Here is a 23,500-nt window from a genome sequence, read left to right as displayed (position 1 = left end):
GCTTATTTAGTTAGCTAGCTAATTATACGAAAGAGGAAAAGACTATGAACATACAACCTAGAGCCATGAAAATCGGTATTTTATTCATTTGTGTCATTATCCTTGGCGGCATTTTGCTCATGTTCAAGGGCAACGATGCCTTAGCCCAGGCAATTCGCAAAAAAGACGGTATCCTTACGGCAGAGCAGGTAAAAGTATCCTTTGATTCTGTCAGCGGCCGGCTGATCAGTGAAAATGTAAAAGAAGCCCAGGAAGTAAAGAAAGGGGATATCCTCATGCAGCTAGACAGCACGGATACAGACCTTTCCATTCAAAAGACACAGGCCCAGATTGCCCAGCTAGACGCGCAAATCCGCTCTATGAATGGTACCATCCGCATTGGTTACAGCCAGACCGATACACAGCAGGAACAAAGCTATCGCGGCATCGATGCCCAGCGGGCTGCTATCACCTCAGCTGAAGCAACGCTGCGTAACGCCCAAATCGACTACAATCGTAAATCTGCGCTCCTTTCACAGGGCGCTATTTCCCGTCAGGATATGGATGACTCCCAGAAGGCTCTGGAAGTAGCCCAGGCCGCCTTGGAACAGCAAAAACAAGCCCTTTCAAAGCTCTTAGGCGGTGCCCAGGACAACGGCAACACGGATTCGCTGCAGCTGCCGGAAATCGAAGAAGCCCGGCAGACGAACGCCAACAAGAATAACGACGTCGACGCTCTCATTGCGCAAAAGAAACAGCTGGAAACGACGCTCCAGGAACTGTATGTGCAAAAGGACCGTCTCACCCTGCGGGCACCGGAAGACGGCAAGGTTCTGAAGATTATCGCTAAGCAAGGGGAAATGATTACGGCTAATACACCGGTTATTCTTCTCGAAAGCAAACGCTATTATTACGATATTTACGTCAGTGAAAAACAGGCTGCCCAGCTCCACGAAGGAGAAGAACTGACCGGTACCTCTGTCGCCACAGGTGACCCTGTACGCGGTACAATCCGCCTCATTACGCAGGCGCCGGAATTTGCCAATTTGAAGATGACCCGTGAAAAAGGCCAGGCCGACCTTTCGGCTTTCCAAATCCGTATCTACACGGATCCCGGCCAGGATATCATGCCGGGGCTGACGATCGAGGTGAAAAATGATGCATTCTCTAAAGGATGAAATAGCCTTTCTCTTTTCCGGACGAGGTATGCCCTATGAAAAGGTCGCTATTATGGTTGCTGTCGTCTGCGCAGTTGTCTTTACGATACTACTGGGGAACAACACCATCCACAATGCGCCAGTCGCCATCATTGACAGGGATAATTCCCGCTATAGCCGGGAAATCATCGACGAAATCGACTCGTCGCCCTTCATTGACGTGAAAGATATCATTCATACGGCTGTATCGCCGGAATCACTCTTTTACAACGATCGGTACGTTGCCGTTATCTATTTACCTCAGGACCTGGAAAAAACGCGCTACGGGTCGCAGAGCGGCGCTATTGGCGTCTTTTATGATAATACGAGCACAGCCCAGTCGGCTGAAGTCATGGAGGCCCTCAACGAAATTGTAGCCGCTGAAAATGCCAAGCTCTCTGGAACGGAAGGAAGCCGTGTCGAGTCCGGTATTTCTTTGCGGGACCGGCTCCTCTTTAACCCACAAGGATCGGCAGCAAATAATGGTGAAGTCCAGGGCTTCCTCTTTTTCTTCTCGTCTATGTTCTTTACCTTTGCTACCATCGGTATGGTGCCGCGCCTGCGCATGACGGGCCAACTCCAGCATGAGCTCTTGCATGGCACCCCCTTTGGCATTCTCATCCGCCTCATTCCGTATTGCTTTTGTCTCATGACGGCCCTGGTCATCGGCATGGTCATTCTGCATTTCTTCAATGATATGAACTTTTCCGGCAGCTACGTCTTGTTCCTGCTGACACAATGCTTTTATATTCCTGCCGTAGGTACGATGAGTCTCCTGTTTGGCTGGAATGCCGCGAATCCGGGCGTCGCGTCGAGCCGTATGATTCTCTTTATTCCAGGCGGCTTCATCCTTGGCGGTGCCACGAGCCCTATTGTCGAGCAGTCCTTATGGGTCCAGCACGTAGCCCACTTTTTCCCGCTCACATGGGAATACGAATTTACACGGGATATTATTGTCCGTGGTGCCGGCTTCGGCGACATTGCCCAAACACTAGGACAGTTTTTATTGTATTTTGCTACGTTACTTATTGTCTTTTGCCTGGTCTTCCGCCATGCCCGTCAGGGCCTGCTAAAACAACAAGCCCAGGCAGTCGCCCATACGCAAGAGGAGACATAACCTATGGTAGAAGAAATGAAAGATGAAGAACTGAATTCCATACTCGTTCCCGTCGATGGCTCAGAGCCATCACGACGGGCCTTACACAAGGCGGTGTACATTGCTGGCCATTGTGGTGCGTCACTGACTCTTTTGAACGTCGTCGATTTGAACAAGGAAATCAATTCCTTTGAACAGGTCAGTACCGGCGGCTACGTGCCGTCTGAGCTCAAGGTAAAGGGCTATGAGCTGCTTACAGAAATGGTCCGCGACGTACCGCGGGACATGCCCTTGCGGACCGTCGTCAAAATTGGCGATCCAGCCAAGACAACGGTGGAATTTTGTGAAGAAGAGAAGTTTGACCTGATTATTATCGGCAGCCGCGGCTATTCACGGCTGAAACAGATGATTTTGGGCAGTGTAAGCCAATATGTCATCCTGCGCTGCACCTGCCCGGTCATGATCGTACGCTGATTTTCTCATTTTATTTTCATTATTTTCTCATTCTTTTTTAATCTGGTACTCATCCTTCTGTTATGTTTTTCTTATATACTCAACGTAATGATACCGGCCGGAATAAGGTATGAAGGAGTAGATTTGTGAAACAGAAGAATGAAATCAACACGATTTTACAATATGCGGAAAGCAGCCGGGAATGGGCCGGTCCCTTACAATCGTTAGGTGCAACAGACCAGATTCCTGAAGCTATGACCACCTCTGTAAGTTATTTATGCCGTCTGGCTTACGTCTATTTACGGGCTGCTCTTTGGGGCCATGATTATGAAAAATACATAGGCCTGACCTACGAAGCCTTACGTCTGGCCAAGAAATGCCAAACCCAGGATAAGGAGTCTATGAGCGTCCGTTGCGTTGCCTATGTCTATTACAGTGAGTATTTACAGTACACCCAGATCAGCAAGAAGTTTCCCAGGTGCCAGCGGGAAAAGCGTGAGACATACCTTACAAAGGCCTTTACCTGCTATGAATACTTGCTCAAACAGGATGCATCCTTATATGATTCATTCCGCTATGCGTACCTCTTATACCGGGCAGCAGAAGACTTTTGCCTGACCTGGCCTATGACTAAGCGCAAGCGGCTGAAGGAAGAAGCCTTCTCCCAATTCTCCCAGATCTTGCGTGGCTGGAAAGAGCTGTCGGCAGAAGACCAAAAACGGCACGAGCGTCTCTTTCATAAGACCTGCTACAATATCGGCCGGTGCGGCCTGGCGCTTTTGCAAGGCCAATCATGGCTGCAGAAGGAATTCCTCATGGTCCTTGCCTCGCCGCCTAAGGCGGCCAAACAGGCAGAACGCAAGCAAATCCTGCGCTGGGTTCTCTATGGCCTGGAAGAGGCCCGCAAGGGTGCCGGGCTGCCGGAAATAGCAGAAGATCTGGTAGCCGTAGCGCATCAAAACCAGCCCTACCCGCCACAGGCCGGGGACATTTATTATTCTCTTGGCAAGGCCTATGAATGCGCTGTGACTCTTAGGCTGAGTGATTTGCCTCAAGACGATACAGAACGGGCTGAACGCTACTATACGTATGCCTGTGAAATCGACAGGCAGCGCCGTTTGGACAAACAGCCTGTTACAGGCTTTACTCATATGTATGCTGCCTTGTTCCGTCTCTATTACAGCCAGCGGGAATTGGAAAAATTTGCCGCTGCGTGGCAATGCTATGGGGCAGATATTCCCTTTACAGCCGATTTGCGGACTATTTGTGCCGTGCGCTGGTACTTTTACCGTGGCGAATATGACCAGGCCAGAACGGCCTTACAGAATTATATAGACGATGCCAAGTGGCTGCCTGGATTATCGGAGAAAAAGACACAGTCTCTTATGGACATGATTGATACAGCCGATAGTGGCAGTGCCCACGTCGTAAAAGGTACATACAATGAGTATCAGATGAGATTTTTCCAGCGCTTGGCAAAGCAGGCACAAGCCTAAAAATAAACTGGCTATTTTCCCTTCTCCATGCTATAGTATAAAGAAACTAAAAAAAGAGGGGAATGTGATAGTATGTCTAAATTAGTCGTTGTCGTCCAATGTGATATTGTCTGTAAACGCTGCGCCGGGTACGGCTGTATGAAAACCTTTTTTGATCGGACCGGTCCCTTTGCGGACTATCCGGCAGATACACGGTATTTACCGTTTACGTGTGGCGGCTGCTGTGGTGCCGGCTTAGCCGGTAAGCTGGAAGATCTGACACGTAAGCTGAGACGATACCAGGAAAATAAGGAGGATGTGGTCGTTCATTTGGCTTCGTGTCTCGTTTCTGACAACTATCACCGTCCGCCCTGTCCGTTCCGCAAGTATATGCACGATATTATCGAACGTAAAGGCTTTCCTGTCGTCTTGGGATCGTATGTTTCCAAAAAATCCACCGAAAAGAGAGCCGCAGGTATTTACAAAGAATGGAATGGCTAAGTCCCTTAGCGCAAAAAGCATCCGTCACTTTGACGGGTGCTTTTTTTGCGCCTTATCAAGAGTTGCTCAAAAACGCATATATTATGCATTAACTGCAGAGAGAATAGTACTCTTCATATCGTTGAAGTGAGAAATGAAGATACAAATTATGGTAGTTAAATTGTAAAATGCCTGTAAATGAATATTAATTATGTATATACTAATTATTATCATATATACTATATCAATATTATATTTGATAAAATTAAATTATTATGGTATAATAAGTGAGTAAAATACATAAAAATGCAATTCTACTAGGCGCGATAGGTCTGCCGTTATTCACCTATGCAGTCATACGGGCCTTCTAGATATCAAGGGAGGAATTCTATGAGGAACCGACTGGAGCGGCTACGCTCTCTTACTACATTTAATACCTGGATTACGATTCCGGGACTGCTCATTATAGCGGCTGTCGTTATTGGCTGCGCCTGTTTCCCTGCTACGACAGGGGCTTACCTGGATGCAGCCAAGCAATGGATCACTACATCCTGGGGCTGGCTCTTTATTTTGGGCGTCTCGTTTTTTGTTATATTGTTACTCGTTCTTTGTGTCAGCAACTTGGGCAGTATCCGCCTGGGAAATGATGATGAAGAACCGGAATATCCTTTTTTCTCGTGGATTGCCATGCTCTTTGCTGCCGGTATGGGCATTGGTCTCATGTACTTTGGCGTAGCCGAACCGATTTCTCACTACGCCATGCCGCTTCATGAAGGCTTATCGGCTAACGCCCAGGCAAAAACGGCTATGCTCAATACGTTCTTTCACTGGGGGATTCATGCCTGGGCCATTTACGGCGTCCTCGGCCTGGCACTGGCCTATTTTGGTTTCCGCTATCACGTGCCCCTTACCGTACGCAGCGCCTTTTATCCGCTCTTGCGGGATAAAGTAAATGGTCCTATTGGCATCTTTATCGATGTTGTCGCTTTGTCCTGTACGATTTTTGGTATTACGACGACATTAGGCTATGGTTCTATGCAGCTGGCCTCAGGCTTTAAGGAAGTAGGGCTGATCAGTGAAGCTCATATGGGCACGCTGATTTGCATTATTATCGTCTTTATGACCTGCGCTATCCTTTCTGCCATTTCCGGTGTCAGTAAAGGCGTGCGCTGCCTGAGCGAAATCAACCTGGGCCTGGCCTTATTTCTTATGCTTTTTGTACTGGCAGTAGGCCCGACGATTATCATCCTCAACGATTTTACTGAAAACCTGGGTGCGTACTTGTCCAACATTATACCGCTCAGTTTCCGCACCTTTGCTTACGATCCGCAAAACGAAGGCTGGTTTACGTCGTGGACCGTCGTTTACTGGGCCTGGTGGATTTCCTGGGCACCCTTTGTCGGCATGTTTATCGCCAAGATTTCCCGCGGCCGGACCGTGCGGGAATTTATTTTAGGCGTTCTTCTGGTGCCGACGGTATTCAATCTCTTGTGGATGACTGTCTTTGGTAATACGGCGATCTGGGCAGACCAGGTCAATGGCGGCACCCTTTCAGCCATGGCCAGCCAGACTGAAGCACTCTTGTTTACATTCTTGAATTATTTGCCTTTCAGCAAGATTACATCGATTATGTCCATTGTGATCATTACTCTGTTCTTCGTCACATCTGCCGATTCAGGCATCTTCGTCATCAACGGGATTGCCTCGTCAGGTGGTATCAAATTCCCCAAATGGCAGAGTGCTTTTTGGGGTATCGTTTTGGCTGCCCTGGCTATCTTATTGCTTTATACGGGCGGTTTAGGTGCACTGCAGGCCACGACCATGGTTATGTCCCTGCCATTTTTAGTGATTTTGATCGTCCTGTGTTTCTGCCTGCTTAAAGGCCTGGTCATCGATGAAGATTATTTCGGCCGTGGCCTCTCGGCGTGCACATCCTACTGGACAGGCTCGTTTTGGAAGGATCGCCTGAACTCAATGGTCAGCCATCCGGATCTGAACAACGCCAAGCAGTTCATTCAAGAAACTGCCGTACCGGCCTTTGAAGAGCTGTCTGAAGAAATCAAGAAGTACGGTGTGGAAGCCAAGGTACGTTACGATATCATGGGGCCGTTACCACGGGCCGAATTCGTCATTGAACAGCCGTCCATGCGCAACTTCATTTACGGCATCCAATGCGAACGTAACGCTGTATCGGAATTTGCCGCTAATAATGATTCCATGCCGCAAATCGACGATAATATCGTTTATATTCCTATGAGTTACTTTGCCGATGGCCGCATTGGTTATCCTGTACGTTACATGAAAAAGGATGAATTGATCATCGATGTCCTGCGGCAGTACGATCGTTTCACCAAACTTGCAGCCGATAAAAAACACTTGCTGTTCCTGTATGAACCGGAAGACTAGAAGAGAAGCGCTTACGTTACGAAACGGGCATTCTGTGACATAAAAAGTACAATTCGATGAACTGCACCAAAAAAGCTGTACCAACAAGAAATTTCATTGTTGGTACAGCTTTTTTATCATCCCGTACAAGAACTGCGTATTAGAAACGACGAATCAACCCCTGAACTTTGCCAAGGATGTGGCAAATATCCGTGTAGATCGGTGTATATTCCGGATTTTCCGGTTGCAGGCGAATCCGTTTTTCTTCGCGGAAATAGCGTTTTACTGTGGCATCGTCGCCGATGAGGGCGACGACAATATCTCCGTTTTCTGCCGTTTCCTGCTGGCGTACGATCAACAGGTCTCCGTCCTGGATACCGGCATTGATCATGCTGTCGCCGACGACGGTAAGCATGAAATGATCTTCACTGTTATCGCCGAGAAAATCGGCAGCAAAAGGATAGACGTCTTCCACACATTCCTCTGCATAAATAGGCATCCCGGCCCGCACTTGTCCCAGCAGGGGCATAGGAACGATCTTTTTGGAACGCCAAGAGCCTTCGTCCAAGAGTTCGATTGTTCTGTTTTTCGTCGGATTACGACGGATAAAGCCTAATTCTTCCAATTTATTCAGATAGCCATGGACCGTCGAAGTAGAGCACAGGCCCACGGATTTGCAGATTTCCCGTACCGAAGGGGGATATCCATATTTATGTACGCATTCGCGGATATATTCAAGAATTTGGCGCTGTCTCGTAGTCAAATCTTTTTCTCTATTCTGCATCGTAATCACTCCCTAGTGTATTTGTTCTTATTATACCGTATATAAGGGAAAATTTCAAACGTTTGTTCATAAATTTTTCATTTTGCTATTTTTGCTCTTGACGGAACGTGCGTTCGTCGGTATAATAGAGACATCAACAAACAAGTGTTCATAAAACGGTAGTTCTTGAAACATACGTTTCTATGTAAACCGCTCTTTATAGCCGAGGTGACGAACATGAAAAAGAAAAGAAAAACACAGAAAAATTGGCTTAGAACAGGGAAATATGCAGTATTGACAGCAATCCTTCTCTTAGCCGTAACCCAGCTGGGCATGACCTATCATACTAATGATCAATATGTTCCTATCCGTGTACAGAACGGAGATACGATTTGGCAAATTGCCTCTGTTGCCGCTGATAATAAGACCGACGTTCGCTCGGTTGTCAACGATATTATAGAAACGAACCATCTGAATCACGATCAGCAAATATATCCTGGCCAGACCTTACAGATTCCTGTTACGGCCAGCCGGGCAGATACGGTGCGGAAAACCTTTGCTGCACCGTAAGCAAAAAAGCAGGCGGTTCGTTCTACCGCCTGCTTTTTATCATAATTAGGCAGAAGACCCCTATCCTCTATAGGAGGGGAAATTCACTTCTTGCCACCTGTAATTTTGAAAATGGGATTATCGATGAGGCGGTCTGCTTCATCGATGTAGCGCCGTACAATAGCCTGGGATTTATGCCGCGTTTGCCGCATGATCTGTCGCTCTTCTACGTGCTGCATAGCTGCTGAGGTAGCAAAGCCGTGACGCAAACTATGAGCTCCGTACTCATCAGGATTCATGCCCATGAGACCGACGTAATGCTTGACGATGAGGGCAATACTCTTGTCGGAAATACGGTTCTTGCGGATCGTATGCGCCTTTGTAAAACCCCGGAATACCGGCCCTGTTGTAATGCCGCTCAGATCGAGCCAATGCTTCAAGGCCGTGACAGCACAGACTTCCTTGTCGTCGATATAGGGAATGGCAATCATTTGGCCTTGGTCAAACTGGTCCGTTTTGGACTTACGCAGGGTAATCAAAAGGCCTAAGCGCGTAAAATTCAAATCTTCGACGTCGAGGCCGGCGATTTCTGAGCGCCGCATGGCGCCATAAAAGCCGATGAGGAGAATCGCTCTGTCTCGCGCCTGGAGGAGCTCATCGCCGTCGATACACTGGAGCATTTCCTTAATATCGTCAAAGAGAATGGGTGCCTTGCCGTGCTGGAGCGTTCCCTTCATACGCTTGATACCACGCAGGGCATTGCGGACGAGAGGACTGCGGCACGGATTCTTGTCACTTAAACCGGCTGCTTCGTAGTTTTCCGTTAGCGCTGAAATACGTCGGGCAATCGTATTGGCCTTGGCATTATCAGCCAGATCGTTGATATAGTTGACGATCGTTTCTGGCGCTGCCGGGAAGTACGATTCTTCATGATAGATGCACCAGGCGCAAAAATCCTTCCAATCGGCCCGGTAGGCATCGATTGTATTATCAGCCCGGGCAATGTAAATGCTTTGCCGGGCCTTGTCTGTCAGTTTTTCGTTTTGTGCCACTACTTCCGGGCGGCCAATATAAAAGTGTTCCATGCCATCTTTTGCCATAAAAAGCCTCCTTCTCAAGGTAATACGTGCGGAACAGTTGTTCGTCGAGGCCTTTTAGGTCCTCACTAAACATGTGTTCTATATATTTTCCTTGCCATGCCGGAAGAAATACGTATTGTGAGCTTCTTTATTATTATTTCTTCCGATAATCACAATTGCATCATAGCATGATATAGTAAGGTATTTCAAGGGATAAAATAAACTATTTCCTGTTTTAGTATTATTATCGGAATCAAAAAAAGAGGTGTTCATCGTGTCGCGGACATACATAGCCATCGATCTGAAATCCTTTTATGCCTCTGTCGAGTGCCGTGAGCGTGGCCTCGATGCGCTGACGACACACCTCGTCGTCGCTGATGCCAGCCGTACAGATAAGACCATATGCCTGGCTGTATCTCCGTCCCTCAAGGCCTATGGTGTACCAGGCAGACCGCGCCTCTTTGAAGTCATCCGTCAGGTCCGTGAACTGAACGCCAAGCGCCTGCTAGCAATTCCCAATCACGTCTTTACCGGCGTTACGACAGACGATACGCTCCTGCGCCAGCATCCGGACTGGCAGCTCGACTACATTACGGCCGTGCCGCGCATGTCTTTATACATGGCCTATAGCACGCGTATTTACCAGATTTATTTGCACTACGTGGCACCAGAAGATATTCACGTCTATTCCATTGATGAAGTTTTTATGGATGTCACAGCGTATTTGCCCATGTACGGCCTAACGGCCCGGCAGCTTACCGAACGGATTCTCAGGCATGTCCTCAAGGAAACGGGCATTACGGCAACGGCCGGCATTGGCACCAATCTCTATTTAGCCAAAATCGCCATGGATATTGAAGCCAAGCACATGGCACCGGATGCCAATGGTGCCCGCATTGCCGCACTGAATGAATACACGTACAGGGAAAAGCTTTGGCTCCATCAGCCCTTGACGGATTTTTGGCGCATCGGTACGGGCTATGCTGTAAAGCTCATAGAAAACGGCCCTTGCACGATGTACGACATTGCCCGTTGCTCCTTAGAACACGAAGATTTCCTGTTCCGCCTCTTTGGCGTCAATGCCGAGCTCCTCATCGATCATAGCTGGGGTTTTGAACCGTGTACCTTAGCCCAGATCAAAGCCTACAAGCCACGCCAGCACAGCCTTGGTGCCGGACAGGTGTTGCATTGCCCGTACGACACGGAAAAGGGCCGTCTCATCGTCTGGGAAATGACAGACCTTCTGTCGTTAGATCTGGTCGATAAACAGCTTTTGACAGAACAGCTCGTCCTGACTATCGGCTATGACAGAAAAAACCTGCACCAGCAGGATATTCCGTATACAGGGCCTACCGTCTGCGACCATTATGGCCGGCGTATTCCCAAACACGCTCACGGTACAATCCACCTGGGCTACTATACGTCATCGTCTAAGGCACTGGAAGAAGCCATGCTGCAGCTCTACGATAAGATTATTACGCCAGGACTTTGGATCCGCCGGGTTCAAGTTGTCGCTGCTAATGTCCAGAAGGAAACGGAAGTAACTAAGGCTGCTGTCTATCAGGCTGTCGATCTCTTTGCCGCTCCCGAACCGGCAGGAACGATCTTGTACGATGATGAAACGCGGGAACGGAAACGCCAGCGGGCTATTCTGCAAATCCAAAAGAAATATGGTAAAAACGCCCTCATCAAGGGCCGCAACTTTGAAGCAGGTGCCATGACACGAGAACGAAACGGCCAAGTAGGGGGTCATAAGGCATGAAACCGGACAAACGCCTCGTACAATTTCCCTACAGTGGCATCCGCCGCCATCAGGCCATGACCCTCCAAGAACGGGCCGCCCAGTTCGCTCCCTTTGCGGCCCTCACAGGCTATGAAGAAGCGATTGCAGAAACGAGCCGCTATGTAGCAGAACGACAAATCCTCTCAGACGAGCAAAAAGCCGAACTGGACCAAATCCTACAGCAGTTGGAAAAAGAAGATTTGGCACACACTCCCGTAAGGATTACCTATTTTCGGCCAGACCCAAATAAGCCAGGCGGGACATACGAAACACGGACTACCTGTATTCGGCGTATTGACTATACGCAACACATTCTATACCTGGAAAATAACGTAAAAATAGACGTTTGCGACATCTATGGATTGGGATTCGAAGAAGAATAGAATTAGAACAAATGTTTATTGAGCTCGAAATTCTCTCAGTAAACATTTGTTCCTTAGAAATTAACGAATTAATTACCAAAAAACACTCCCTGTCACTACGCAGGGAGTGTTTTTTGGGTTACGCATACGGTACATTACTGCAGGTATGCTGTATGAGAGAAGTTCGATGTAACCTTAGTGCATGATGATAGCAACAGCGTACATGACCAGTGAAAGAGCAAATACACCATAGGCACCCATTTGCCAATGTCTGTACTGTTTATCCAGGGCTTTCTTTTCTTCTGCCGTAGGAGCTACCATTTCGGAACGATATTCTTCTTCAGACATGACCGGTTTCGTCCGTTTCCGTACGAAGAAGAAATAATATAAGAGACATAAGATACAAAAACCAATGTTATAGGGAAGAGCATCCATATCAACGGAGAGAACCATCAATACAGCAAATGTAACAACGCTGAAGCAGGCACCAAAGATTCCCAGCGGCGCTTTGTAATAGCGCGGCAGTTCCGGACTGTTTTTCTTCAACATGATATACGAAATGAAGCCAATAATGTAGCAGATCATCTGCGAAAAAGCGCACATGGCAGCGATCAGGGCGATAGAACCAGTCAGAATCAGGAGAATAGCGACGACACTGACGGTAATAACGGAAATATACGGATTCTTATATTTCGGATGGAGCTTACCGAAAATCTTTGGGAAGCAACCGTCTTCGGCCATAACGTACATATACCGGGATGGACCGGCAATGGTCGGATTCATAGCACCAATGTTACCACCAAAGGTAATACCTACGCAGAGGATGATCAGTGGCAGGCCAACGATACCGGCCAGCTGTAACGACGTCGCATACGGTGCTGCCGAATCAGTCAGCATGGGTTGCGATTCCAGCGGTGTCAGACCGGTGATGAACCAGAAGAACAAGGCATTAATGGCAAAGACAATAAATGGTGTCAGCGTCAAGGCACGAGGAATGTTGATTTGTGGGAATTTGACTTCGCCACCCATCCCAACAAGTGTTTCAAAACCGGCGAAGCACCACCAAACCATGAGGATAACCTTGGCAAAGACGAAGAAGTCGGCCGGAATCCCACTCATGAGAGGAATGAAATTTGCGAAATCTACATCCTTTAAGACGACGCAGAACCAGATTGCCGACATGGTCCAAAAGAAATACATAAAAGCGTTTTGTACTTTACCTGTGAATTCGACGCCCCGGTAGTTGATATAACCAAATACAGCGATGCAAACGACAGCGGCTACGCGATCATCAACATCATAGGGAATACCGATAGAAATAAGAAGCCATTTAAAATAACTGGCAAAGGCTAACGCGCTGGCACCAGCAATCCCAATCATGGCGACAGTGCAGTTCCAGCTGCAAAAAACAGCCGTCGGATAGTTGAGTGCCCGTTTCGCATAGGAATAGGTGCCACCGGCAAAAGGTAAGGAACCGCCCATTTCACCGTATAAAGCGGCTGGCCAAAGAACCAATAAAAACGAAATAATCGTTGCGACGATAATGGAACTCCCAACAATACCTACCTGCGATGAACCAACGGTAAACAAACCGACACCAATGATCGATCCTGCGGAAATAGTGATACATTCCGGTAATCCCCAGGCTCGCGTTAAATGCTCTGTCGTTGCCGGAGATGTTTCTGTTGAGTTTTGCATAATCTGTACCTCCTAACATGATAAATTACCGTAGAAAAGCGTTTTTCAAATGTTTGAAGAGATTATATCATCTCTGCCATAGATATTTTGGTATAAAACGGAATTGTTGCAAATTATTAATTAAAAAATAAAAACCTATGCATTTAAAACATAGCTTTTTTTAGAAAAAAGCGTCAATTTCTATAAAAAATTAAAAATTGGTATAAATCGGAATTTCAGGCTCTCTCTGGTCATGGTAAAATCTATGTAAGTTCAAAAGGAGGGAACGAAGATGGCTCTTTACATTAGTAATCGACAAGTCATGACGGGACAAACTCTTTCGCCTAGTTTTGTACCGACTCTTTTAGAAGCCAAATACGGTCTTAAACACCGTGTCTTTTCGCCTCCCCTTTAAATTTAGCAAGCTCTTGTTAGATAGTTATGAAATCAGCAATCGTAAAGATCAAGAAATAAAATATCCTGTCGTGCCAACAGGGTGTGTGACGCTCATATTTATGCTAGGAGCACACGCCCATGGCGAAGTGATGGGATGCAATACCGTATTAAGAGAACTAGTCGTGCCACCCAAAATGACCGCCTATTGTGTGCGCTTACGTGCAGGAGCATTTCGTTTCTTTTCTCATATCGATGTTAGCGAGCTGACAGACCAGACCGTTCCCATGGGGCAGTGGGTACCGAATCTGGAAAAACTGTGCCAGCCCATGCGCTATGCAGAATCGTTTCATGAAAGAAATATCATTTTACAACGCTTCGTAGACAAGCTTGACGGCAAGCGTTTTTATGTCAACGAAAAATTACAGAAAAGTATCGATTTTATAAAAGATCGTGAAGGTATTCTGAAAATCCAAAGCCTCGCCGATGAAGTAGAATGTACAACCCGCTATTTAAGCCGGATTTTTCTGCAACACGTCGGTGTCGCTACCAAGATGTATTGCCAGATATATCAACTGAATGCGTCTCTGCAATCTATTTTGGAAACCCGTCCCAAATCACTTTTGGATACATCAATCACCTATGGCTATGTAGACCAGACGCATATGAACCGGGTCTATCGCAAATTTCTCTTTTGTACAGCTTATGAATTAAAAAACTATGGCTTAAAAGATATGAGCCGCATTGAACGGCTGATGGATACAGATTCATCTATGCTCGAATTCAAGTCCCCTTATTTTCTCCGTGCAACTACCTTGTAGTAGCGCTTTACATATAGCATGCCCTGTTTTGGGTCGTGCTATTTTTTTGCCATTTTTGGCAGCATATCAAAAATATATAGTAGGAGGGATTGTAGAATGGAAAAAAAATATTACTTAGGCATTGATCAAGGCACGACGGGTGTTACGGCTATTCTTTTTGACCGCCACTGGAACCAGGCATCCCGCGGATATTGTGAAGAAAAACTATTTTATCCGCAAGACGGGTGGGTCGAACATGACGCTGATGACGTCTGGCAGTGTGTACAGCGGGCAGTCTTTTCAGCTATGGAACAGGTAGGTGCTACGGGCAACGAAATTATCAGTGTCGGCATTGATCACGAAGGAGAAACAGTCGTACTTTGGGATAAGAAAACCGGAAGGTCCGTATACCACGCTTTAGTATGGCAAGACAGAAGAACTGCAGAGTATTGCGATACAATACGGTCAAAATATGGTAAGATAATTAGTGAGCGCACTCATTTACCTGTAGATTCGTATTTTAGCGCCACCAAATTACAGTGGCTGTTACAGCATGTAGAAAACGCATCGTCATTATTGCAGCAAGGACGCTTATGTGCCGGTAATATGGATGCCTGGATACTTTGGAAGATGTCTGGCGGCAAGATTCATTGTACAGATGGTTCGACTGCCTCCCGTACTATGTTGTATGATATTCAAAAACAGGACTGGGCTGAAGATTTGTTGGAACTCTTCGGTATTCCCAAGCAAATCATGCCGACCATCTGCGACAGCAATCATGTCTTCGGCAATACGGATTCGGCTTCCTTCTTAGGTATTGCTGCGCCCATCAGCGGCGTTTTAAATGACCAGCAGGCTGCTTTATTGGGCCAGGGCTGCACCATGCCCGGTAAAATCAAGACAACGTACGGTACAGGCTGCTTCATGTTTATGAATACAGGCGATCATATCGTCGATTCTCAAAATGGTATCTTGCCAACGGTTGCCTGGCGTATAGACGGAAAAGAAACATACGCTCTGGACGGAGGCGTATATATCTCAGGTGCAGCAACACAATGGCTGCGTGACGGTCTGCAGATCATCGAAGCAGCTGCCGATACAGATGCCATTGCCAGCAGTATAGACAATACAAATGGCGTGTACTTTGTGCCCGCTTTTACAGGTTTAGCGGCACCCTACTGGGATTCCTACGCCCGTGGCATGATGATTGGCATTACGGGCAGCACAACCCGGGAAGATATCGTCCGGGCCACGCTGGAATCGACAGCCTATCAGGTCAAGGATTTGTTAGATGTCATGGAAAAAGATACACAGAGCAAAATTCCCTTGATGCGCTGCGATGGTGGCGCCAGCAATAATCAGTTTTTAATGCAGTTCCAATCCGATATTCTGGGTATCCCTGTCGAAGTACCTGTCGTCAAAGAAACGACAGCCTTAGGGGCAGCCTTTATGGCCGCCTTAGGCATTGGCGAATTCAATTCCTTAGATGACGTAAAATATACGTGGAAATTAGAACGCCGGTACGAACCGACTTTCAAACAGGACCAACGGGAATACATGCTTCGCGAATGGCATCGGGCCGTAGAACGGTCCCGCAATTGGGCTGTAAATTCGTAAAATGTAAGGATGTTATAAATAATGAAAAAATATTACATGGGTATTGACCAAGGTACAACAGGTACGCGAACGTTATTATTTGACCGCGCATGGAATGTCATTGCCAGCGGTTACGAAGCGTTGCCTGTCATTTCAGAAAAAAAGGGCTGGGCAGAACACCAGGTGGAAGACATTTGGCGTTCCGTACTAGGTTCAACGGCCAAGGCCATGAAGGCTGCCAATGCGGAAACGGACTCTATCTTGTCCATCGGCATTAACCATGAAGGGGAATCGGTCATTGTTTGGGATTCCCGGACAGGTGAGCCTGTCTACCCTTGTATTGTTTGGCAGGATAAACGTAACGTCAGAGAAATTGAAGAACTTGCCTGGCAATATAACGACCAGGTCAAAGAAAAAACAGGGCTCATGGTCGACACCTATTTTAGTGCCGCCAAGTATGCCTGGATTATGGCACATGTGCCCAAAGCAAAAGAATTAATGGAAGAAAACCGGCTCATGGCCGGTACTCTCGACACGTGGCTCATTTGGAAGATGAGCCACGGCCGGGTGTACGTCACAGAACCCTCAACGGCGTCGCGTACCCTCTTATACAATGTAAAAGAAAAGAAATGGGATGATGAGCTAGCAGAGATTTTTGGTTTACAAGCTGATGTGCTGCCGGAAATCTGTAACAGCGCCCAGATCTATGGTGAAACGGATCCCCTGGATTTTTTAGGTATCCAGGCTCCTATTGCCGGCATCTTAGTTGACCAGCAGGCCGCCTTAATTGGCCAGGCCTGTATCCATCCGGGTATGATCAAGACAACCTATGGCACAGGCTGTTTCATGCTAATGAACACCGGTAACGTATGCGTTGATTCGCAGTATGGCCTGCTGCCTACCGTAGCCTGGCAGGTAAACGGCAATACGACATACGCCTTAGATGGCGGTGTCTATACGACCGGGGCGGCTACTAAATGGCTGAGCGATTCTCTCCAAATCATGGAATCACCTAAAGACAGCGAAGCCTTGGCGAAATCTATCCCCGATAACGGCGGCTTGTACTTTGTACCGGCTTTTAATGGCCTGGCCGCTCCCCATTGGGACTCGTACGCCTCGGGCATGATGATCGGCATCAATACACATACGACACGAGCGCATGTCGTACGAGCTGCCTTGGAAGCGACGGCTTACCAGGTAAACGACGTCTTAGCATCCATGGCAGGGGATACATCTATTCCCATCACCGTCATGCGTTGTAATGGTGCAGCGACACAAAACATTTTTCTCATGCAATTTCAGTCAGATATCTTAGGAATCCCTCTAGAATTACCTGTTATTGAAGAAAGTACGGCTTTTGGTGCAGCTTTTATGGGCGCCGTAGGCATTGGTGACTATGATTCGTTGCAGGCTATTGAGGAATTTTGGCAAGTCCGCAAGGTCTATGAACCAGCTATGCCGGCTGATGAACGCGATGCCTTGGTCTATGAGTGGCATAGATCCGTGCAACGAGCCAAATTTTGGATTGAAACGTAGGCTAGCTGGAATGCATAGATATTAGTAGTTCTTGTTTGTACCAATTTCATTGTTACTCCTTATACGGGGCTTTATAATACAATTATCAAAGGAATATCAAAGGAACAAACCGGTTGCATCCTATTGATTAAATTGTGCAAAAGTATTTATTTTCCGTATAGGAGGCAGTTTACAATGAGTATGACAAAATTATTCAGCCCTGGTCCCGTAATGGTAAAAGATAATGTTCGCCACGCCCTTCTGCACTATGATATTTGCCACCGCAGCCCCGAATTTGAAGAAATGTTTCAGGATACGCAAGCAAAAATCTTAAAGTTATTCCGGGCAGACGAATCCTATTACAGCCTCGTCGTTTCCGGTTCTGGCACAGCCAGCAATGAAACAGTACTGTCTTCCTTGTTTAAAGGTGACGAAGCCATCCTCTTGGTACACAACGGTGTCTTTGGCGAACGCTTGCTCGAACTCATCGATAAATACAAGATTCCTCTCATCGATGCTGATTTCCCATGGGCAACCTTGCCTGATCTCAATGTCATCGAACGGAAACTCGCCGACAATCCCCTGATCAAAGTTGTTGCCGTCGTTTACCATGAAACGTCGACCGGCATGATTAACCCGATTCCGGAAATCGGCAAGCTTTGCAAGAAATATGGCAAGATTCTCTATGTAGACTGCGTATCGGCTGCTGCCGGTGAAGATATCGACGTCGTTCGTGACAACATCGACATTTGCACGTCCGTTGGCGGTAAATGCCTGGGTGCATTCCCTGGCAGTGCCTATATCTGCGCTAAGAAAGAAATTCTGGAAAGCCTTACAGCAGATCAGTGCAAAAATGTCTACCTGAGCCTTTACAAACACTATCAGAGTGCTGTTACAGCTCACCAGACACCGAACACACCGAACGTAAACCTGTTTTGGCCGCTCAACGTAGCTCTGACCAATATCGTAGAAGACGAAACCCTTGAAGGCCGTATCGCTAGATATAAAGCCTGCGCTGCTATCATTCGTGAAGGCTTGGCTAAATTAGGCTGCCGTTTCCTCCTGCAGGATCACCTGTCCAACACGGTTACCTCCGTATTCCTGCCGGCTGGTGTAGATGCACCGACGTTCCTGGCTGAAATGGCTAAACGCGGCTATACGTTCTATATCGGCAAAGGCGATTATGGCAAACAAAACATGATTCAGGTTGCCAACATGGGTGAAATCTATGAACAGGATTGCTACAACATGCTGGAAGTATTTGAAACAGTTGTCAACAAGTTGAAAAAATAAATAAAGCGCCACACAAAAACGCTGGTTACAGAGAATCGTCTGTAACCAGCGTTTTTGCATGAATCAACAAAATGAGAAATCATTGAGAATGAAAAGAGAAACTACGAAATACTAAAGGAACAATACAAGCCGGCAAAGAAACTACAGGACATTATATAAACAATAAATACAAAGGACTGACAATACGGAAAGACCTGCAGCCAAGGATTTGTTGGCGTGGCTTGTAGCTAAGACGCTGCAGTCAATTGAAGTGGCAATGGCCGCTAACAGCATAACAGGTATATTAAGTTCCGAAAAGGTTGAGACAGATCAGAGAGTAACGTGACAATAAGAAACGTCATACGTAATTTGATAGTAAACCAGAAAACAGGAGCAGTATGGGAAAATCTGGCAAAATTGGCTGAAATGCCTCCTTTTTTCGTTTTTAAATTACTTACGATAATTTAACGTTAAGTTCTAAACCGCTTAACCATGCCGCTTGATGACATTTTTCCCACAAATCTTCCCACAATGGGCCTGATTGTGGGAAGTCAGAAAACTTTATCGATGAGCTCGACGACTTCTTTTTCGCGCTTGTCTGTAATCGCGTCGTAGTATTTGGCCGTGGTGTACATGCTGGAATGGCCGAGGCGGGAGGCTATATAATCGAGACCTACACCTTGTTCGCGGAGCATCGTGGCATGAGTGTGCCGGAGACAATGGAAACTGCCGCTGCCGAACTGTTCCTTACACCACATGCCAAAGAATTTCATATTGTTCGACGTCATGGGGCCGCCGTCGCCGCGGTCGCAGACGTAGCCGCTGTTCGGACCGTCTCTGTACAGCGCACCGGCCTGGAAGCGGGCTTCTTTTTGCTGCCATTGTTTCTGGGTCAATTCCCTTTTCAGCTTATGGCCGAAGGTGATGGTCCGGGCCGCGTGACTGCTCTTCGGCGTCCTGGCGCGAGTCGGCAAGCCTGTCTTGTCATACATTGTCGATGTAATCGTCAGTGTGCCTTTTTCCAGGTCGACGCCGTTCCAGGTGAGGGCCAGACATTCGCCGAGACGGAGGCCGGCATAATACGCCAAAGCAATAGGAAGATGGAAACGATGGGAAGAAGGGAAGCGGCAGAAAATGGCCTGCATTTCATCCGGCGTAAAGACACGTATCGGTTTTGGCAGTTCGTCAAATTTCGGCATCTTGACGCGGGCCATGGTATTGTCAGCAAGGTACTGCCGGTTATTGACTAGCCAGAAGAATACGGACCGAAGGACGGCAAAAAACGAATGGACCGTCGATCGGCTATACTTCGCACTCTTTCCATTTAGCCAATCCTGAAGCATCCGCGACGATAGTTTCTTAATGGGGACGTTGCCAAGGTCCGGGACCAGGTGAATCTTTACCACACTGGTGTACGCGTCGATAGTGGCTTGTTTGCCGTTGATGCGGACGGCCTTTTCGAGCCATTCGTCGAGAGCTACACGGAACGTCATGGATTTCGGCATCGTGACAGCGGCCCGCTGTTGGATCTCTACCATAGCGGCCCGCCAGGCCTGCATGCATTCTGTCTTCGTATCGCCGCCGGCGCGTTCAGCTCTATGTGTGCCATTTTCGTCGGTCCATGTAAGGCGATAGTACCAGCGATTGCCTTTTTTTCTACAATGAGCCATAATAAACCTTCCTTTCTCCACATTGGGATGATACAATATAAAAGAAACTCACTGCCGAGTTTCCACCAACAATACAGGGGACGCCGGGAAGCTGCTTTCCTGGCGTCAAGATTATGCAGCGTCGACCAATTTGGCCGGCGCTTTTTTGTTGCCTATTTTACGATTAAGTAGATGACACAGATAATAATGATGGCAAGACAAATCAGGATCAGATGGCTTTTTCTCTTTAACTTTTCACGTTCTTCAGGCGGCATTGATTTCCATTTTTCCATTTCCGCTTTATATTCTTCCTGTGTCTTTTTATGACGTTCTTTTTGTTCTTTAAGCTTGTCTGATATCGACTTTATCGGGACCATTTCGGTAGGTGTGGAATATATGCCTAGGAGCCATTTGAAAGTGTCCTGGTTGACAGTAGCCATGATGTTTTCGCCTGTTTTCATCGACATAGCGATGACCATTTCTTTTTTATTGCCACCGGCGATAAGGCCAGCGATAGCACCGACGCCACCAAGAGCCAGGCCGCCGACAAGGCCTCAGCCTGCTTTACCCAGGAAGCTTTTCTTGTTTTCTTCTGTAACAGTTTGAAGGCTGGCAATGTTACCAACTAATGGGATGTACTGGAAACCGGCTTTAGGGTCCACATAGCGCAGGCAGTCTTGATGGTCTTCCCGGGCCAGCTCACATTTAGGGACGTTACCGCCTATGAATTCAAATTTGTGACTCATAATAAAACCCCTTTCTAATATAAAAATAAAATATTATAACCTTCTACGGACTTCTACGGCCTTTCCTATGATACGGACGGGCAGTTCTTCGATTTCTTTATTGGAATAGAAGTGAGGCGTAAAGACTGCTACATTATGGCCGATTAATGTGATCCCTTCTGGAGATTCTTTGACTTCTTTTATCGTGGCATCGTTACCGTTGACCAGGACAATGGCAATGTCACTAGAATCGACGTTCGATTGTTTCCGGACAATGACGACATCCCCATCTTTAAGCGTGGGAAGCATGGAGTCCCCTTTGACTTGCAGGGCGAAATAATCACCCGTTGCGGCCATGCTTTTCGGAATTTCTTCGTAGTCTATGACTTCCTCGATAGCGTCCAAGGGGATGCCAGCCACGACACGGCCCAGCACGGGGATGCGGACACCACGGCCGGAATCCGGGTCAGGGTCCGTGTCTGGTGAGTTTCCTGTTGGCAATAAAGCTCCTAGCGAACTATTGGTTGCATCTGCAATTAACTGTAATGTTGAGACGCTGGGATTATATCTATCTTTTTCAATATCTCCTATATACGAGCGAGATAATTTTGTCTTTTTGGCAAGCTCTACTTGTGTCAATCCCGCGGCTTTTCTAGCTCCTTTTATTCTTTCGCCAATGCTCTTCATAAATAGCGCCTCCTTATTATTTGTGCGGTAATTCCGTCTTTTAAGGTAATTATAATATAAAAATGTCGGAAATACCATTGACAAAATGACGGAAATACTATACACTATGCATGTAGACGGAAATACCAGTATAAGGAGGTGGTAATACGTGAATAAAATTGGAGAAGCTCTAAGAGAAGCTCGCGAAAAAGCTGGACTGACTCAAATGGAATTGTCCAGCAAAGTTGGCGTTACACGCGCTTATTATGCGGATGTTGAACGAGGTCGATATACTCCAAGCCTCAAGGTTTTATCCAAGTTAGCTGAAGTGTTGGATATCGACCTCAATTTTTTAAAGCAAAATGACGGGAATACACGTATTAATTAGAAAGGAGCAAGCGTATGAATGAACTGCAAATTTTCAAAAACCCTGAATTCGGGGAAATCAAAACACTTACGATTAACGGGGAACCTTATTTTGTTGGCAAAGACGTCGCTTCAATTCTTGGATATAAGGATACGTCTGATGCCATGAAGAAGCACGTTGATGTAGAAGATAAGCTGACCCGGCGTTTTGCCGACTCAGGTCAGAACCGCGAAATGTATATTATCAATGAATCCGGTGTCTACAGTCTGGTATTTGGCTCGAAGCTCCCGACGGCGAAGAAGTTCAAGCACTGGGTCACGAGCGAAGTACTACCTGCTATCAGAAAGCATGGCGGATATCTGACGCCGGAGAAAGTCGAAGAAGCTCTGCTGAATCCGGACACCCTCATCAAGCTGGCACAGCGGCTCAAGGAAGAAACAGCGGCGCGGAAGACAGCCGAACTGGAAGCGGCAGGATACAAACAGATGGTTGGCGAGCTGAAACCGAAAGCCGACTATACAGACCGCATCCTTGCCAGTAAAGGGACGGTACCAACAACAGCGATAGCCAAAGACTATGGCATGAGTGCGGCGGCATTCAATCGCCTGCTCCATGAATACGGGGTCATCTACAAAATCGGTAAGCAGTGGTTCCTGTACGCCAAGTATCAGGCGAAAGGTTACACGCACAGCAAGACGTTAGCCTTCCGGCACAGCGACGGGCGGCCGGACTGCAATATCGAGACGGAATGGACACAGAAAGGGCGGCTCTTCCTGTATGAATTCCTGAAAGGCAAAAAAGTCCTGCCGATGATTGAGCAGGACGACGAAGAGGCAGTATAAGGAGGCGGATACCATGATTCTCTGTGTAGATGATGTCATCAAAAGATACTTCACGGGGCCGGATGGTAAGCCGATGTTCTCGCGGTACATGGTGTACCGCATGGCACGGCGGAAGGAAATCCCGTCCATGAAAATCGGGCGGCGCGTTCTGTTCAGTGATAAGGCCCTGGACCAGTGGATTGCAGAACAGAACGTGATTCCTATTCAGGAATAAGGAGGATGGAAGAAGTATGAAACAGCATGATTTACCACAGCCTGAGCCGTGGATTAATTCCAGGCATCGGCCGGGAGAACAGAAGCCAATAGAGCCCGACATCAGTGAACGGGCCTGGCAGGAAATCGTTTCCCTGCAGGATGAAGCGGATACCGCTATAGCCGGATGCTTGTTCCTCGGCGGG

The 23,500-nt window shown here is 47.3% G+C and carries 23 protein-coding genes and 1 pseudogene; 16 read left to right on the top strand and 8 right to left on the bottom strand.

The window, feature by feature from the left end; all coding sequences use genetic code 11:
* Positions 1 to 44: 44 nt before the first annotated feature.
* From PGX44_RS10990 to PGX44_RS10965, 6 genes are all read left to right on the top strand, one after another.
* Positions 45 to 1,157 carry an HlyD family secretion protein gene (locus tag PGX44_RS10990; protein ID WP_498855410.1) on the top strand — a complete coding sequence of 371 codons (1,113 nt, stop codon included), beginning with the start codon at positions 45 to 47 and terminating at the stop codon, positions 1,155 to 1,157.
* Positions 1,135 to 2,292, top strand: coding sequence for an ABC transporter permease (locus tag PGX44_RS10985; RefSeq protein WP_498855409.1), 1,158 nt, complete (start codon positions 1,135 to 1,137; stop codon positions 2,290 to 2,292). Before PGX44_RS10990 ends, PGX44_RS10985 begins: the two co-directional genes overlap by 23 nt.
* 3 nt (positions 2,293 to 2,295) lie before the next feature.
* A complete protein-coding gene (locus tag PGX44_RS10980; RefSeq protein ID WP_498855408.1) occupies positions 2,296 to 2,745 on the top strand; it encodes a universal stress protein in 450 nt (149 codons plus the stop codon).
* A gap of 125 nt (positions 2,746 to 2,870) precedes the next feature.
* Positions 2,871 to 4,220, top strand: coding sequence for a hypothetical protein (locus PGX44_RS10975; protein WP_498855407.1), 1,350 nt, complete (start codon positions 2,871 to 2,873; stop codon positions 4,218 to 4,220).
* Between the two features lie 72 nt (positions 4,221 to 4,292).
* Positions 4,293 to 4,700: a CGGC domain-containing protein gene (locus PGX44_RS10970; RefSeq protein WP_186502679.1), complete on the top strand. Its 408-nt coding sequence runs from the start codon at positions 4,293 to 4,295 to the stop codon at positions 4,698 to 4,700.
* 369 nt (positions 4,701 to 5,069) lie between these two features.
* Positions 5,070 to 7,085 (top strand): BCCT family transporter, encoded by a 2,016-nt coding sequence (locus tag PGX44_RS10965; RefSeq protein WP_498855406.1) that lies wholly within the window; start codon positions 5,070 to 5,072, stop codon positions 7,083 to 7,085.
* Positions 7,086 to 7,224: 139 nt separating this feature from the next.
* On the opposite strand, the gene lexA is transcribed toward PGX44_RS10965, so the two are convergent.
* Complete coding sequence (gene lexA / locus PGX44_RS10960; protein WP_498855405.1) at positions 7,225 to 7,848, bottom strand: transcriptional repressor LexA; 624 nt, start codon at positions 7,846 to 7,848, stop codon at positions 7,225 to 7,227.
* 216 nt (positions 7,849 to 8,064) lie between these two features.
* Here lexA and PGX44_RS10955 point away from each other — a divergent pair, with 216 nt between their 5' ends.
* On the top strand, positions 8,065 to 8,397 hold the full coding sequence (locus PGX44_RS10955) for a LysM peptidoglycan-binding domain-containing protein (protein WP_498855404.1): 333 nt from the start codon (positions 8,065 to 8,067) through the stop codon (positions 8,395 to 8,397).
* 83 nt (positions 8,398 to 8,480) lie between these two features.
* Here PGX44_RS10955 and PGX44_RS10950 read toward each other — a convergent pair whose 3' ends face one another.
* Positions 8,481 to 9,476 carry a site-specific integrase gene (locus PGX44_RS10950; RefSeq protein WP_186502683.1) on the bottom strand — a complete coding sequence of 332 codons (996 nt, stop codon included), beginning with the start codon at positions 9,474 to 9,476 and terminating at the stop codon, positions 8,481 to 8,483.
* 253 nt (positions 9,477 to 9,729) lie between these two features.
* On the opposite strand from PGX44_RS10950, the gene PGX44_RS10945 reads away from it, so the two are divergent.
* Together PGX44_RS10945 and PGX44_RS10940 are read left to right on the top strand one after the other, a co-directional pair.
* A complete protein-coding gene (locus PGX44_RS10945; protein WP_498855403.1) occupies positions 9,730 to 11,217 on the top strand; it encodes a Y-family DNA polymerase in 1,488 nt (495 codons plus the stop codon).
* Positions 11,214 to 11,621 carry a hypothetical protein gene (locus PGX44_RS10940; RefSeq protein WP_498855402.1) on the top strand — a complete coding sequence of 136 codons (408 nt, stop codon included), beginning with the start codon at positions 11,214 to 11,216 and terminating at the stop codon, positions 11,619 to 11,621. The genes PGX44_RS10945 and PGX44_RS10940 overlap by 4 nt, the downstream gene beginning before the upstream one ends.
* A 174-nt stretch (positions 11,622 to 11,795) precedes the next feature.
* Here the strand turns inward: PGX44_RS10940 and PGX44_RS10935 are convergent, their stop codons facing one another.
* Positions 11,796 to 13,298 (bottom strand): APC family permease, encoded by a 1,503-nt coding sequence (locus PGX44_RS10935; RefSeq protein WP_186502686.1) that lies wholly within the window; start codon positions 13,296 to 13,298, stop codon positions 11,796 to 11,798.
* A 371-nt stretch (positions 13,299 to 13,669) separates the two neighbouring features.
* Here PGX44_RS10935 and PGX44_RS10930 point away from each other — a divergent pair, with 371 nt between their 5' ends.
* From PGX44_RS10930 to PGX44_RS10915, 4 genes are all read left to right on the top strand, one after another.
* Positions 13,670 to 14,491, top strand: coding sequence for a DUF6597 domain-containing transcriptional factor (locus tag PGX44_RS10930; protein ID WP_498855401.1), 822 nt, complete (start codon positions 13,670 to 13,672; stop codon positions 14,489 to 14,491).
* A gap of 96 nt (positions 14,492 to 14,587) precedes the next feature.
* Positions 14,588 to 16,087, top strand: a complete 1,500-nt coding sequence (gene glpK, locus PGX44_RS10925; protein WP_498855400.1) for a glycerol kinase GlpK — start codon at positions 14,588 to 14,590, stop codon at positions 16,085 to 16,087.
* Between the two features lie 21 nt (positions 16,088 to 16,108).
* Positions 16,109 to 17,602, top strand: coding sequence for an FGGY family carbohydrate kinase (locus PGX44_RS10920; protein ID WP_498855399.1), 1,494 nt, complete (start codon positions 16,109 to 16,111; stop codon positions 17,600 to 17,602).
* Positions 17,603 to 17,776: 174 nt separating this feature from the next.
* Entirely contained in the window at positions 17,777 to 18,874 is a 1,098-nt protein-coding gene (locus PGX44_RS10915) for a pyridoxal-phosphate-dependent aminotransferase family protein (protein WP_498855398.1), read from the top strand.
* 530 nt (positions 18,875 to 19,404) lie between these two features.
* Here the strand turns inward: PGX44_RS10915 and PGX44_RS10910 are convergent.
* The 5 genes and pseudogenes from PGX44_RS10910 to PGX44_RS10890 all read right to left on the bottom strand — a co-directional run.
* Entirely contained in the window at positions 19,405 to 20,523 is a 1,119-nt protein-coding gene (locus PGX44_RS10910) for a tyrosine-type recombinase/integrase (protein ID WP_498855397.1), read from the bottom strand.
* Positions 20,524 to 20,675: 152 nt separating this feature from the next.
* Positions 20,676 to 20,981 carry a hypothetical protein gene (locus PGX44_RS10905; RefSeq protein WP_498855396.1) on the bottom strand — a complete coding sequence of 102 codons (306 nt, stop codon included), beginning with the start codon at positions 20,979 to 20,981 and terminating at the stop codon, positions 20,676 to 20,678.
* Positions 20,982 to 21,056: 75 nt separating this feature from the next.
* On the bottom strand, positions 21,057 to 21,248 hold the full coding sequence (locus tag PGX44_RS10900) for a hypothetical protein (protein ID WP_498855395.1): 192 nt from the start codon (positions 21,246 to 21,248) through the stop codon (positions 21,057 to 21,059).
* Positions 21,249 to 21,281: 33 nt separating this feature from the next.
* Complete coding sequence (locus tag PGX44_RS10895; protein WP_498855422.1) at positions 21,282 to 21,728, bottom strand: LexA family protein; 447 nt, start codon at positions 21,726 to 21,728, stop codon at positions 21,282 to 21,284.
* Between the two features lie 18 nt (positions 21,729 to 21,746).
* A pseudogene (locus tag PGX44_RS10890) lies at positions 21,747 to 21,914 on the bottom strand (helix-turn-helix domain-containing protein); the annotation flags it as partial.
* A 148-nt stretch (positions 21,915 to 22,062) separates the two neighbouring features.
* On the opposite strand from PGX44_RS10890, the gene PGX44_RS10885 reads away from it, so the two are divergent.
* From PGX44_RS10885 to PGX44_RS10875, 3 genes are read left to right on the top strand one after another with little or no spacing between them, the layout of a single operon-like run.
* Positions 22,063 to 22,281, top strand: coding sequence for a helix-turn-helix domain-containing protein (locus PGX44_RS10885; RefSeq protein WP_498855394.1), 219 nt, complete (start codon positions 22,063 to 22,065; stop codon positions 22,279 to 22,281).
* 14 nt (positions 22,282 to 22,295) lie between these two features.
* Positions 22,296 to 23,102 carry a phage antirepressor KilAC domain-containing protein gene (locus PGX44_RS10880; protein WP_498855393.1) on the top strand — a complete coding sequence of 269 codons (807 nt, stop codon included), beginning with the start codon at positions 22,296 to 22,298 and terminating at the stop codon, positions 23,100 to 23,102.
* A gap of 13 nt (positions 23,103 to 23,115) precedes the next feature.
* Positions 23,116 to 23,316 (top strand): helix-turn-helix domain-containing protein, encoded by a 201-nt coding sequence (locus PGX44_RS10875; RefSeq protein WP_498855392.1) that lies wholly within the window; start codon positions 23,116 to 23,118, stop codon positions 23,314 to 23,316.
* Positions 23,317 to 23,500 lie beyond the last annotated feature (184 nt).

It is taken from the genome of Caecibacter sp. AF58-12pH5A, assembly GCF_027681725.1.
GTDB lineage: Bacteria > Bacillota > Negativicutes > Veillonellales > Megasphaeraceae > Megasphaera > Megasphaera hominis.
The sequence above is the reverse complement of the archived record's forward strand: the minus strand, read 5'-3'. Positions and strand labels throughout refer to the sequence as shown.